Origin of the sequence: Paenibacillus phocaeensis (assembly GCF_900021165.1) — a bacterium.
Lineage (GTDB): Bacteria > Bacillota > Bacilli > Paenibacillales > Paenibacillaceae > Fontibacillus > Fontibacillus phocaensis.
In genome coordinates this window covers 57,132-70,483 of record NZ_FCOQ01000014.1, presented here as the reverse complement: position 1 = coordinate 70,483, position 13,352 = coordinate 57,132, and the positions used below count along the sequence as shown (strand labels likewise).

Sequence of the window (13,352 nt, the reverse complement as noted above, 5' to 3'; positions counted from 1 at the left end):
TCTGATCTTATTGGAAGCTAGTATACTAGAAGACCGCCTGAAAATGAAAGCCCCCGGACCGTTCATTTCGAACAGCCGGGGGTTGGGATCGCTCTCCTGAGGAACGATTAAGCTTCGAAGTTGTACAGCGGCGTGCTGAGGTAGCGTTCGCCGTTACTTGGAATCACCGCGACGACCCGCTTGCCTTTGCCGAGTTCTTTAGCCACCTTCAAAGCGGCGAACACCGCAGCGCCGGAGGAAATCCCGGACAGGATGCCTTCCTCTTTCGCTACCGTCCGCGCTTGTTCAAACGCCTCATCGTTCTCCACATGAATGATTTCATCATAAATTTCGCGGTTCAAAATCTCCGGAATGAAGTTCGCACCAAGACCTTGGATCTTGTGCGGTCCAGGTTTGCCGCCGGACAAAATCGGCGATGCCGCCGGTTCAACCGCGTAAATTTTCAGATCCGGGAACCGTTTCTTCAATACTTCACCCGCACCGGTAATCGTACCGCCCGTACCGATCCCAGCAACGAACGCATCCAGACGCCCGTCCAGCGATTCGATCGCCTCAACGATTTCCGGGCCTGTCGTTTCACGGTGGATCTTCACGTTCGCTTGCGTTCTAAATTGGTCCGCCAGGAAATAATCCGGATTCGCTGCCAGCAGCTCCTCGGCTTTCTTCACCGCCCCGTTCATCCCTTCGGCTCCCGGAGTCAATACAAGCTCGGCCCCATAAGCGCGCAGCAGGTTGCGGCGTTCCAAGCTCATCGTCTCCGGCATCACGATAACGGCTTTATACCCTTTAGCCGCCGCAACCATCGCCAGGCCAATCCCGGTGTTCCCGCTGGTAGCTTCGATAATCGTTCCGCCCGACTTCAGCTTGCCGGCTTTCTCCGCTTCTTCCACAATGCTGATCGCAATCCGGTCCTTCACGCTGGACCCTGGATTTTGGTATTCCAGCTTCACATAAATTTCTGCGCTGTCCTCCGGCACAACCCGGTTCAACCGGACCAGCGGCGTATCTCCGATCAATTCCGTCACGCTATTTACGACTTTTGCCATATCAAATATCCTCCCTTTGGATAAAAAAATAACCTAGTCGATCTGGCTGCCCCAATATGAAAGCTAGACAGTTTAGGATGTGCGATTTATCAGCTTTCATTTATTTCCGAGTAAATAAGTTGGTTTTCTGATTATATCTTAACAACCCCGATTGGAGTTGTCAAGAAAAGTCACAAAAAATACTTTGCAACAAAGGTCTTGCCGACCGATCCGCAAAGTATCTTTTGTCCTATAGGCTTGGTTCAGGTTTTCCAGCCGCTCTTGTCCTATTTCTCCGCTTGAGCAATCAGCTGATCGAGATCCTCGGTTGTAAATAGGTAAGGTTCGTTGCAGAAATCACAGACAACTTCCGTCTCTTGATCTTCGTCCCGCAGCTCCTCCAGCTCCTTCCTGCCCAAGCTGATCAGCGTGCGCTCCACCCGTTCCCGGGAACAGTTGCAGGAGAAGACGATGTCCATTTCCTCCAGCACCTGCACATCCGGTACGATCCGGCGCAGCATATCCTCAAGCTCCAGGCCTTGATCAAGCAGCGTCGTCACCGGCGGCAGTTGGCCAACCGCCTTCTCGATCGTGTCGATCTCCGAATCGCTTAAGCCCGGGAGCAACTGAATAATGAAGCCGCCCGCCACGATCACCGAGTTGTCCACGTCCACCAACACCCCTAATCCGACGGCAGAAGGCGTTTGCTCCGACACGGCAAAATAATACGTGAAATCCTCGCCCAACTCGCCGGAGATCAGCGGCACGCTGCCGCGGTAGGGCTCCTTCAGCCCCAGATCCTTCGTCACATGGATAAATCCATCCGTCCCGACAACGCCGCGTACATCCAGTTTCCCCTGGCTGTTGCTCGGCAGATGAACATGCGGGTTCTTGACGTACCCGCGCACCTCGCCTTTGGCGTTGGCATCCGCGATGATTTGGCCGATCGGCCCATCGCCTTTGACCTGGACGGTCAGCTTCTCCTCGCCTTTGAGCATCGCCCCCATCATGGCAGCGGCGGTTACCGTGCGCCCCATGGCGGCCGTTGCCGTTGGATAGGTATCATGCCGGCGGCGCAGCTCCTCTACCAATTCCGTTGTTCGCACGGCGAAGGCGCGTACTTTCCCGTCCATCGCGATCCCGCGGATCAGCCGGTCTTGTTTGTTGTTCTGGTCCATCATGCGAAGGGACCTCCTTTCACTACCTCCCAGGAGTAACTTGAACTTCTACCAGTATAACCATCGCCCGCTTTATTGATTGCGTTCGTATATAATTCGCAGCCCCTCCAGGGTTAACTGCGAGTTGACTTCCTCGATTGTCCGCGTTTCGCTGGCGATCAGCTCGGCTAACCCCCCGGTTGCGATGACTTTCGGCTTCGCGCCCATCTCCTGGGCGATCCGTTCCACAATGCCATCCACCTGGCCGGCATAACCGAAGATAATCCCCGCTTGCATCGCATGCACCGTATTGCGGCCGATCACCTTCTTCGGCTTCTCCAGCTCGATCCGGGGAAGCTTGGAAGCCCGTTGGTACAGCGCCTCCGTCGAAATGCCGATCCCCGGCACGATCGCGCCGCCGAGATAATTGCCGGCCGCATCGATGCAGTCAAACGTCGTGGCCGTGCCGAAATCGACGACCACCAGCGGCCCGCCGTACTGCTCGATCGCCGCAACGGCGTTGACGATCCGGTCCGCGCCAACCTCGCGCGGATTTTCGTAGCGCAGGTTCAACCCGGTTTTGATGCCCGGGCCGACAACGAGCGGCTTATGGTGCAGGTATTTCTCGGACAACTCTTCCAGCACGTGCATTAACGGCGGAACAACCGAAGAAATGATGACGCCTTCGATCTCGTTCTTCCGAACACCCACCATATGGAACAGGTTGTGAATCAAGACGCCGTACTCGTCCACCGTGGCTTGACGGTTCGTGCTGATGCGGAAATGATGGAGCAGTTCCTTCTCCCGGTAAATCCCCAGCACGATATTCGTATTGCCTACATCGACTACAAGGAACATGCGGTAGTTAACCCTCCTTCTTGCCGTTCAGATCCAGACTGATATCCAGGCTTTCAAAAGAATACGTCAACCGTCCCACGGAAATGACGTCCACGCCGCTCTCGGCAATGCCGCGGATCGTCTCCAGCGACACGTTGCCCGACGCCTCCACCTTCACATGCGGGGCTTTGGCCTTGATGCGGCGCACCGCTTCCTTCATCAGATCGGGGGCCATATTGTCGAGCATGATAATATCCGCTCCGGCCTGCAAGGCTTCTTCGACCTGATCCAAGTTTTCCGTCTCCACCTCAATGGTCATCGTATGCGGAATATGAGCGCGGGCGCGGCTGACCGCTTGGGCGATGCCTCCGGCCCCTTTAATGTGATTATCCTTGATCATCACGGCATCGTACAACCCGAAGCGGTGATTGGCGCCCCCTCCGATGCGAACGGCGTATTTCTCCAGCATCCGGTGGCCCGGTGTCGTCTTCCGCGTGTCGACCAGCCGAACCGGCAGCTCGCCAAGCGCCTCCACGTAAGTGTTCGTACGCGTTGCAATTCCGGATAAACGCTGCAGTAAATTCAGCGCCAAGCGCTCCCCGGTCAAAATGCTGTGCGTGCTTCCTTCAACCTCGGCCAGAATCGCGCCCTTCTCGATTCGATCGCCATCTTTCACGCGCGGCGTAAACATCAGGTTCGGATCGACGATCTCAAAAACCAACCGCGCTACCGGCAGACCGGCCACAACCCCGCCCTGTTTGGCGTGAATGATTCCTTTGGATTCATGGCCTGCCGGGATCGTTACGGAGGTCGTTACATCCCCGGAGCCCACATCTTCCTTCAGCCAATTTCGGATCGCCTCAACGAGCCCTTCATTATATCCATTAAACATCATCGCTATATTCCTCCAACATTCCTTTATCCCGCTGCCACAGCAGATGCTTGCGCCACTTCTCGTCGCGGCGCTCCGGGAAATCCTCGCGGTAATGTCCGCCCCGGCTCTCCTCCCGCGCCAGCGCAGACTTGGCCAGCAGCAGCGCGCAGGTCAGCATATTGGCGTACTCCCATTCTTCCCGGGTATGCAGCACCTGGCTAAAAATCGCCTGATGCTTCTCCAGCTCCTCGATCCCTTTGGCAAGGCCTTCGGCCGTTCGGCGCAAGCCGGCGCGGCGAACCATCGTCTTCTGCAGGTCCAGCCGCCGTTCGACCAGCGAGGCCGGAGCCGGAGCTTGACGGCCGGCGCGGTAAGCGATCGCCTCGCCGGTTCGGGTGCGTGGCGGCAGCTCCCGGATTCGCCGGATAATCCGGCGTCCGAACACAATCGCCTCGGACAGCGAATTGCTCGCCAGCCGGTTCGCCCCATGCACGCCGGTTGACGAGACCTCCCCGCAAGCGAACAAGCGGTGCACGCTCGTCTCGCCGTGATGACTGACGCGAACGCCTCCCATCATATAATGCGCAGCCGGCGCAACCGGAATCCAGTCGGCCGTCAGATCGAGTCCATAGCTCAGGCAGGTTTCGTAAATCGTCGGAAACCGGGCTCTGACTTTCTCCGGATCTTCATGCGTGATATCGAGATAGACGATGCTGGCGCCGGTCTCCTCCATTTCGCTCACGATCGCCCGGGCCACGATATCCCGCGGTGCCAGCTCCAGCAGCTCATGGTATTTGCTCATAAAGCGCTCGCCTTTGATATTGCGCAGCACGGCCCCTTCGCCGCGAACGGCCTCGGAGATCAGAAACCGCGGAGCGCCTGGGTAACAGAGTGAAGTGGGATGAAATTGAATAAACTCCATGTCACGAAGAACCGCGCCTGCCCTGTAAGCGATGGCCATACCATCGCCCGTAGCCACTTCGGGGTTAGTCGTATAGCGATACAACTGCCCGGCTCCCCCGGAGCACAGAATCGTGGCCTTCCCGCGCAGGAACACCCGCTGTCCGTCAGGCTGCTGGACAAGCGCGCCCAGGCATTCATTCTCCTCGGTAATCAAATCGATCACATAATGATTGTCCCAAACCTCGATGTTGGGATGAACGCCCGCCTGCTCCGACAAAGCCCGCACAATCTCATACCCCGTGGCATCTCCATGAGCATGCAAAATGCGGCGATGGCTGTGCGCTCCTTCCTTCGTCAGGGCTAGCTCCCCATTCTCCAAATCGAAGGCCGTACCCAGCGTCATCAGCTCCTTAACGCCTTCGGGCCCTTCGTTCACCAGAATGTCCACCGCTTCGGAGGAGCACAATCCCGCCCCGGCCAACAGCGTATCCTGCCTGTGATAAGCCGGGGAATCGTCCTCGGAGATCACGGCGGCAATCCCACCTTGGGCGTAGCGGGTATTGCTTTCCAGCATCGATTTTTTCGTAATCAGGATTACGCGATCTTTTTCACTTGCCTTAATAGCGGTAAAAAGACCCGCGATCCCCGAACCGATCACGATCACATCCGTATCAACAACCGGCAGCCGACCTGCCTCGAAATCAACCAAATATTGTGGAATCACAATCTCACCTATCTTGGACAAGAGAGTAGCGCATGCTACTTAACTTGTAACATGCGCTCTAAGGATAATCTGGCTTTGTCGGCAACGACGGGCGGTACGTAAATCTGCGGTTGCATCGTTTCCAGGCATTTGACCAGTTTTTTCAGGTTATTGACTTTCATGTTCGGGCACACCAGGAATTTCGTGGCAAAATGGAAGGTCTTATCCGGGCTGTCTTTGCGCAGCTGATATCCCGTTCCATCCTCCGTGCCAACGATAAACTCCTTGGCGGAGGAATTCTTGCAATACTCCAGAATAGCCGTGGTGCTGCCCACGAAATCCCCCATCGCCACTACCTCCGGACGGCATTCCGGATGCACGACAAACTCGGCGTTCGGGTATTTCGCTTTCATCTCAACGACGTCCTTGACCGTCAACATATCATGGGTATTGCAGTAACCTTCCCAGATGATCAGCTTCTTGTCGGTATGCTGCTGCACGTAATGACCAAGGTTCTTATCCGGCACCCAAATGATTTCGTCCGCATCAACGGAATTGATCACCTTCACCGCATTCGACGAGGTGCAGCAGATATCGGTTTCCGCTTTGATTTCTGCGGAAGAATTGATGTAGGTCACCACTTTGGCATTCGGGTGCTGCGCCTTCAGCTTGCGCAAGCCGTCGACATTCACCATATCGGCCATCGGGCAGCCGGCGCGTTCGTCGGGAATCAGCACCGTCTTGTTCGGCGCCAGGATCTTCGCGCTTTCCCCCATGAAATGAACGCCGCAGAACACGATGGTCTCCGCGTCGGTCGAAGCGGCCTTCTGTGCCAGCAGGAACGAATCCCCCCGAAAATCGGCCACCTCCTGAATTTCATCCCGCTGATAATAATGCGCCAGAATGATGGCGTTGCGTTCTTTCTTGAGCTGCACCAGTCTTTCCCGCAATTCGCGGTTCATTTCGGCCTTCCGCTCAAGCGCTAGAGCCTCCACTTGAATTCCTCCCCCATAAGCTCAGGTATCGTCTGTTGCTGTTTACTTACTCCCATCCGGGCTCTCTATCTCTTCGCATCGGCCGGGTTCCTTCATGCGTTGTATGGCAATCCTGCGTGAAACGGCAAGAACGTATTAAATTTCACACGGTGTTTATCAACTAATTTACACAAGGTGAAAGGCACTGTCAATGCGGCGTGCGCCGGCGTATAGCGGCAATTGCTTACGATTTTGCAGGGAAAATCAGGATTAACGGGGGGATTCGCGCGTTCGTGATTATCTAAAATTTTTGGCAAACGGGCCGGGGTGTTGGCTCCCTTCCATCATGGATCTGAGCCCAAATGGATTCGATTTTTCGCATACCTAACGTCGCTGAGAGCCCTGAATCCGAAATCTATTCGATTTTTCATACCGATTTCAGCGCTTCTGCTTCCTAAGGCACAAATGAACATGAAATTTCATATAGATTCGGCCAAAATCGCAAGTTCCTCCGAAATCTATTCGATTTTTCGCATACATTCGCCCCACGCCACCCCAAAGCTCCTTCCTCCGCAACAAAAAATCCGGGAAACCTCACGTTTCCCGGATTAGGTCTTAGCATATTGGTTTACACGGTTGGCGTTCCGCCGCCGTTGTTGTTGTTATTGTTGGGATCTTTGCCTCCACCCGCCGAATCGGCTTGGCCCGGCGTGTCGCTGACGGTGCCTTGCGGTGCGTCGACAACCGGATCCTTCGTCCGATCGCTGGCGGTTCCGCCCGGAACGTCATTCGGGATGTCCCCGGCCGGAGCGGCAGGCGCCGGATCCTCGGTTTTGCCTTGGATGCGGACGCGAACATCACCCACGTTGTCGATGGTCGGTTCACCCGGTTCCGAAGAACCGTTGCCGCCGTCTGGCCCGTCTTTCTTCAAGCCGTCCAGCGTGCCGGTTTCGATCAGCGATTTGATCTGCTCCAGCTCCAAGGTCTCCACTTCAAGCAGCGTTTCCGCGATGAGGTGGACTTCCTTGGCATGCTCGGTCAACAGCTGTTTACAACGTTCATACGATTCGCTGATGAACCGGTGCATTTCCTGATCGATCTCGTAAGCGATTTGATCGCTGTAGTTCTGTTCGTGGCCGATATCGCGGCCCAGGAATACCTGGCCTTGCGAGGTGCCGAACTGCATCGGTCCGAGCTTCTCGCTCATCCCGTATTCGATAATCATGCTGCGCACGATATTCGTTGCTTGCTGGAAGTCGCTGTACGCGCCGGTCCCGATTTCGCCGATAAACAGCTCCTCGGATACGCGGCCCCCGAGCAGACCGGTCACCCGATCCAGCAGCTCGTTCTTCGTCGCCAGCATGCGGTCTTCCTTCGGCAGCATAATCACATACCCGCCGGCACGGCCGCGCGGAATGATCGTTACCTTATGCACCATATCGGCATGCTCCAGGAAGTAACCTACGATCGTATGGCCCGCTTCGTGGTAAGCCACGATGCGTTTCTCCCGGTCGCTGATCACGCGGCTGCGTTTCTCAGTCCCGACAATGACGCGATCGATCGCATCATCCACTTCCGGCATGGAAATGTCTTTGCGGTTCCGGCGTGCGGCGAGGAGCGCCGCTTCATTCAGCAGGTTCTCCAGATCAGCACCGGTGAAACCGGTCGTTCTCTTCGCGATAACGTCCAGCTTAACGTCCTTGGTGAGCGGCTTGTTGCGCGCATGCACTCTCAGCACGGCTTCGCGGCCCTTCACATCCGGACGATCCACCGTGATTTGACGGTCAAAACGTCCCGGACGCAGCAAAGCCGGATCCAGAATGTCCGCACGGTTCGTTGCCGCTACGATAATGATGCCCTCATTGCCGCCGAAGCCATCCATCTCTACGAGCAATTGGTTCAGCGTTTGTTCGCGTTCATCATGCCCGCCGCCGAGTCCAGCTCCGCGTTGACGACCTACGGCGTCGATTTCGTCGATGAAGATAATACAAGGCGCATTCTTCTTGGCGTTCTCGAACAAATCCCGGACACGGGATGCCCCGACCCCCACGAACATTTCCACGAAGTCTGAACCGGAAATGCTGAAGAACGGAACTCCGGCTTCGCCGGCAACTGCCCGGGCGAGCAAGGTTTTACCGGTACCCGGAGGGCCCACCAGCAGAACGCCCTTCGGAATTCTTGCCCCAACGGCGGAGAATTTCCGCGGATCCTTCAGGAACTCAACGACTTCGACAAGCTCTTGCTTCTCTTCGTCGGCACCTGCAACGTCTTCGAACGTGACTTTCTTCTTCTCTTCATTATAGAGGCGGGCCCGGCTCTTGCCGAAGTTCATGACCTTGCCGCCGCCGCCCTGCGCTTGGTTAAACAGGAAGAAGAACAGGATGAACATAATCGCGAGCGGAACGATCGAAGTCAGGAAGGTCAGCCAGATGCTTTCGCCCTGCATTTTCTTCCATTCCACGCTGAAACCGTTCTGGTCGCTATAAGCGATAATTTCCTTGACCACGTTCTCGTCAAAAGGAACATAAAGTGAGAAATTCTTCGTCTTGTCGTTATTGACAGCTTCCTTATACTTACCGGTTACCAGATAAGCGTAACCGTCAAATTTAACGGTTAAATCAGCAACGTTGTTATCCTTCAGTTCCTGACGTAAGTCCGAATACTTAGGGGTGACGGTTGCTTCTTGTCCGCCATTGAGGAATTGGACGATGCCCACCACGACTAAGAAAAGTATCAAATAAAAACCAGAATTCCGGATGAACCGATTCATCCCCTACCTCCTCTCAAGACCTTAAGTTATTTTACCATAGCCAATCTCGCCATTTCAAAATTCCGGCAAGGGTGGTCCTTCGTCCATGCGGACGACGAAATCAACTGGTGTAAATCTCCGGCTTCAGTACTCCGATGAATGGGAGGTTACGGTATTTCTCGGCATAATCCAGCCCGTATCCAACAACGAAAGCGTCCGGCAGAACGAATCCCGACAGGTCGGCTTCCAATTTCACCGTGCGCCGTGCAGGTTTGTCGAACAGCGTGACGATTTTAACGGATTTCACCTTGCGCCGCTCGAGAACATCGATCAAATAGCTCAGCGTCAGCCCGCTATCGATAATATCCTCCACAATCAGGATATCGCGTCCTTCTACAGAATGATCCAAATCCTTGATGATCTTAACTTCCCCCGAAGAACGGGTGCCCGCGCCATAACTGGAGACGGCCATGAAATCAAGCTCGATCGGTACCGTAATTTCCTTGACCAGGTCGGCCATGAAAATAAACGCACCTTTCAAGATACAGATCACGAGCGGATTGCGACCTTCGTATTCCGCGCTTAACTGCTTGCCCAGCTCGATAACCTTCTCCTGAATTTGTTCTCGCGTAATCAAAACTTCCTGGATATCGTTTAGCAAAATGAGTGAACCTCCTACGTTATACTATGAATGCCGGTCTTTTGCTAATCCTCAAGGTGCGAACGGATCTTGGCGCGGCGTCAGAACCATATGCACAACGGAAGTCGTGCGCGGGTTCACCGCGGCGACTGCGGATCGGCGAACGCCGGGAATCCACAGGATCCGGCCTGCGGCATCCGTCACAATCGGGATGCGGGAGCGGAGGGATGGAGGTATTTTCGCATCGATGAAAATATCTTTTACCTTTTTGCTGCCGTTTAATCCCATAACTTTCATGGCATCCCCCGGAAGCCGGGAACGCACGGTAAGCGGATAGACCAGCTTATCCGCATCAAAATTCGCTTCGCTATTCCCCTCTGCCTTTGCGAGAACGCCCTCCCTGCCGGCACCATGCCGCGTCAAGCGCAAGCTCTGGCTCATGCCTTCGATCGGCACCTCCGCCGGAAATTGTTCCACCAAATATGTATAATGAGGAATCCGACTTTCCACTGCCGGGGGGATAAAGCGGATTCTGTCATACTCGCGTACGCACTTGACGCCGCTGCCGAGATCCAAGCTCCACGTCGTGGGCCGATCCTGAATCGACCCCTGGCGAATGGCCTCAACCTTGACAAAATCACGATCCTCCGCGCTTAAAGGCAGATAATTTAATATTAGTTTAATCAACCTCCGTTGTAAAGCAACATGTACAGTAGCGAAAAGCGGGGCCGCAAACGAGAGAATCCCGTCTTCCGCCCGCACCAGATCGGCATACGCTTTCGACGCCTCCAGCTGCAGATAATGATCTTCCGCCGCAGCCAGCTCCGCCAGTCGGTTCAACGATTCCGGCAACTGACCATTATATTGCCCCAAAAAAGGCAACACATCCAGCCGAATCGAATTTCGCGTCAACTCTTTATCCAGGTTACTGCTATCCTCTACGAAAGCCAGTCCGGACTCGCGGCACGCCTGGAGCAAATCCGTCTTGTATATACGAAGCAGGGGACGGAGAAGTTCCACATTTTTTTCCCGGCGCTTCAGCCTTATTCCGGCCAGCCCGGACGGACCGCTCCCCCGCAGCAGCCGCATCATCACCGTCTCGGCCTGATCGTCGGCATGATGAGCAAGCGCGATGGCCGAAGCCCCGTAACGCTGCGCTACCTGATGCAAATATTCATACCGCTTCTCCCGAGCCGCCAGCTCGAGGCTTTTCCCCGTTTCCCTCATATAAGCGCGTACATCGGCATGTCCCAGCTCAAAGGGGATGCCAAGGCGCCTCGCAAGCTCGCGTACAAATTCCGCATCCCGATCCGCTTCTTCTCCGCGTAAGCCATGGTGAAGATGGGCGCAGATCAGCTTTAGATTCAGCTCCTTGTCTCCAGCGATTTCCTTCATTATATGCAGAAGCACTGTTGAATCGACCCCGCCGGACACCGCCACGACGATGACGTCCCCGGGGGACCATAACCGCTCTTGCCGGCCGAGGCGACGAACCTGCTCTGTCAATCGGTGCAACGTGGATTCTTTCATCGGATCCCACCTTCCGTCGAAAATGATCGTGACCTCTTGGAGCCCTGTGAGTTAGTTCGTAAACGTTGCGGATCGGAAGCGCTAAAACCTAAAAGTAAAATAAAGAGCGCAAGCAAGCAACGTCAGCGACACCGCAAACGCGCCGACGATCCAGCCCGGCGTGGCGGAACGGGTTCGCCGCCGCGGAGCGAACCGGTCCGCAACCAGCTCTTTCCACAACCAGCAAGCTTCCGCCGTGTCGCGGAACTCCCCGTTCAACGCCCGCTTCAGCCAGACGCGGTACGGCGCCAGCGCCTCGTTCCCCTCCACGATGGCGAGAAGATCGCTGCGGCTGCGCGTCTGCGGCAGTTGGGTGGCGGCTTTCTTCAGCGGGGTCTCCGCGAGCAAGTGAATGCAGACGACCGCAAAGGAAAACCAGTCGTAGGCCGGGTCCGCCGTCCGGCTCCCGGCACTCCAGAAGCCGCGGTCGTACCACTCCGTGAACTGCTTCACGCTGCGCCCTTCGCCGGTGACCCCGCCATAGTCGATCAGCTCGACTTCGCCGTAAGCACCGGCGAGCACATTCTCCGGCTTGAGGTCGCCAAACACCCAGCCGGAGCTGTGCAGACGGCCGAGCTGCTGCAGCAGCTGAAGGCCGACCACGTCCAGCCAGCGTTGACCGCGCCGTGCCAAGAAGGCGCGCAGCGGCTCCCCCTGCACATAGCGCATAACGTAGAAAGGAATCTCCCTCCCCTGGAAGGTGAAATCGTCCACCTCCACCAGGTAATTGAGATCCCGTTCCGCCGCGCCGCGCCGCCGCCCTTGACGCTGCAGCGCTTTCAGCACATTGATCTCCGATTGGATGTCCAGCGTATCAAAGCCCAGCTTCAGGGCGTATAATTTTCCGTTCTTCTCCCGTTTCACCAGGAATACGACGCCGTTCGCACCCTGCCCCAGCAAGCGCTGGATGATATACCGTCCCCCGTTCCAGCGTCCGGTAATCCGCGTCCCCTGCGGCAGGTTGATTTTAGACGACGTAGTCGCCGAGGATTCCATCTTGTCCCTCCGTCTTCTCATGCCAAGACTTCCCATGTTCATCCAGTGTACCATATCGCATGAAATCCATCACCTTCAAGAGCGCCGGTCCCGTTGGCGTTGCCCCTCTCATGACGAGACGCTGGAAGATGGAACGCGCTGTACCTAGATCACGGGTCCAGTCCACGTCCAGGACGGCATCCTCCCCGCTGTGCGAACCGGGGAAATGAAATACGGCCAGACGGCTCTCCCCTTTCCGAGAGCCCAAGCTCAGCATCATGTCCCGAATCGCTTCCTCTACGGCCCGAAGCTTCGGCTTCATGCTGGCGCTGGCATCAATCAGGAGCGCCACCTGCAGCGGACTGCTCTCGCTCAGTTCGTCGATGACCTCCACGACCTGTGACCGCGTCTCCGGCGGCAGATCGCCGACCTGCTGATCGCCAAGGATTTGCCGAATCTCCTTATGAACCGCCTGCTGAATCGTCTGAACGACCGTCTTTCGCGTCAGCATCTGCATCGTTTGCGCGAGGTTCTCGGTTCCGGCGATCCGGCTCATGCCGCCGCCGGCCTTGGCGATTTCAGAGATTTCCAGGCTCCCCAGTTCTCCGATCGTCCCATAATCGACGATTCCCACTACATTCACGGTAATCCCTTCCTGTCTCGCTAACGCCGCAGCCATCACCGGGCTTTCCCCGACATTAGAACACCCGTCCGTAATCAACATAATTTGTTTCATCCTGTCTTCCCGCCCTTCAAAATAGATAGAGTTCAACATTCTCTTATCTATCATTTCCAGCGAGGTTCGAGTTCAAACCGACCCGCAATCACTTCTATAAAAAAGAAAGGAACCAAAGACGCCTACCTTCAGTTCGCTAGAATTCAGAATAAAATTTAGCCTGGCACGAATAAGTGCACAAATTTTAGGACGAAAAAAAAAGAACCTGAG

The 13,352-nt window shown here is 55.7% G+C and carries 11 protein-coding genes; all 11 read right to left on the bottom strand.

The annotated features are described in order from the left end of the window. Positions 1-107 precede the first annotated feature (107 nt). The 11 genes from cysK to BN3795_RS08975 all read right to left on the bottom strand — a co-directional run bounded on the left by cysK (position 108) and on the right by BN3795_RS08975 (position 13,142). Complete coding sequence (gene cysK / locus BN3795_RS09025; RefSeq protein ID WP_068784374.1) at positions 108-1,046, bottom strand: cysteine synthase A; 939 nt, start codon at positions 1,044-1,046, stop codon at positions 108-110. Between the two features lie 266 nt (positions 1,047-1,312). Continuing rightward, positions 1,313-2,203 carry an Hsp33 family molecular chaperone HslO gene (hslO, locus tag BN3795_RS09020; RefSeq protein WP_068784433.1) on the bottom strand — a complete coding sequence of 297 codons (891 nt, stop codon included), beginning with the start codon at positions 2,201-2,203 and terminating at the stop codon, positions 1,313-1,315. Positions 2,204-2,275: 72 nt separating this feature from the next. Beyond that, on the bottom strand, positions 2,276-3,040 hold the full coding sequence (locus BN3795_RS09015) for a type III pantothenate kinase (protein ID WP_068784373.1): 765 nt from the start codon (positions 3,038-3,040) through the stop codon (positions 2,276-2,278). A 7-nt stretch (positions 3,041-3,047) separates the two neighbouring features. After that, positions 3,048-3,914, bottom strand: coding sequence for a carboxylating nicotinate-nucleotide diphosphorylase (gene nadC, locus BN3795_RS09010; protein ID WP_068784372.1), 867 nt, complete (start codon positions 3,912-3,914; stop codon positions 3,048-3,050). Beyond that, complete coding sequence (nadB, locus tag BN3795_RS09005) at positions 3,904-5,520, bottom strand: L-aspartate oxidase (protein ID WP_068784371.1); 1,617 nt, start codon at positions 5,518-5,520, stop codon at positions 3,904-3,906. Before nadB ends, nadC begins: the two co-directional genes overlap by 11 nt. Positions 5,521-5,555: 35 nt before the next feature. Beyond that, on the bottom strand, positions 5,556-6,494 hold the full coding sequence (gene nadA, locus BN3795_RS09000; protein ID WP_068784370.1) for a quinolinate synthase NadA: 939 nt from the start codon (positions 6,492-6,494) through the stop codon (positions 5,556-5,558). 607 nt (positions 6,495-7,101) lie between these two features. Next, entirely contained in the window at positions 7,102-9,243 is a 2,142-nt protein-coding gene (ftsH, locus tag BN3795_RS08995) for an ATP-dependent zinc metalloprotease FtsH (RefSeq protein ID WP_068784369.1), read from the bottom strand. A 100-nt stretch (positions 9,244-9,343) separates the two neighbouring features. Next, a complete protein-coding gene (gene hpt / locus BN3795_RS08990; protein ID WP_068784368.1) occupies positions 9,344-9,883 on the bottom strand; it encodes a hypoxanthine phosphoribosyltransferase in 540 nt (179 codons plus the stop codon). 51 nt (positions 9,884-9,934) lie between these two features. Beyond that, positions 9,935-11,392: a tRNA lysidine(34) synthetase TilS gene (gene tilS, locus BN3795_RS08985; protein ID WP_068784367.1), complete on the bottom strand. Its 1,458-nt coding sequence runs from the start codon at positions 11,390-11,392 to the stop codon at positions 9,935-9,937. 81 nt (positions 11,393-11,473) lie between these two features. After that, positions 11,474-12,427 (bottom strand): protein kinase domain-containing protein, encoded by a 954-nt coding sequence (locus tag BN3795_RS08980; protein ID WP_068784366.1) that lies wholly within the window; start codon positions 12,425-12,427, stop codon positions 11,474-11,476. After that, a complete protein-coding gene (locus tag BN3795_RS08975) occupies positions 12,399-13,142 on the bottom strand; it encodes a VWA domain-containing protein (protein ID WP_068784432.1) in 744 nt (247 codons plus the stop codon). The genes BN3795_RS08980 and BN3795_RS08975 overlap by 29 nt, the downstream gene beginning before the upstream one ends. Positions 13,143-13,352 lie beyond the last annotated feature (210 nt).

Bases quoted from the DNA above. Each gene is read 5' to 3' on its own strand.
- cysK (WP_068784374.1), bottom strand. From the start codon at position 1,046: ATGGCAAAAGTCGTAAATAGCGTGACGGAATTGATCGGAGATACGCCG.
- hslO (WP_068784433.1), bottom strand. From the start codon at position 2,203: ATGGACCAGAACAACAAACAAGACCGGCTGATCCGCGGGATCGCGATG.
- BN3795_RS09015 (WP_068784373.1), bottom strand. From the start codon at position 3,040: ATGTTCCTTGTAGTCGATGTAGGCAATACGAATATCGTGCTGGGGATT.
- nadC (WP_068784372.1), bottom strand. From the start codon at position 3,914: ATGATGTTTAATGGATATAATGAAGGGCTCGTTGAGGCGATCCGAAAT.
- ftsH (WP_068784369.1), bottom strand. From the start codon at position 9,243: ATGAATCGGTTCATCCGGAATTCTGGTTTTTATTTGATACTTTTCTTA.
- tilS (WP_068784367.1), bottom strand. From the start codon at position 11,392: ATGAAAGAATCCACGTTGCACCGATTGACAGAGCAGGTTCGTCGCCTC.
- BN3795_RS08980 (WP_068784366.1), bottom strand. From the start codon at position 12,427: ATGGAATCCTCGGCGACTACGTCGTCTAAAATCAACCTGCCGCAGGGG.
- BN3795_RS08975 (WP_068784432.1), bottom strand. From the start codon at position 13,142: ATGAAACAAATTATGTTGATTACGGACGGGTGTTCTAATGTCGGGGAA.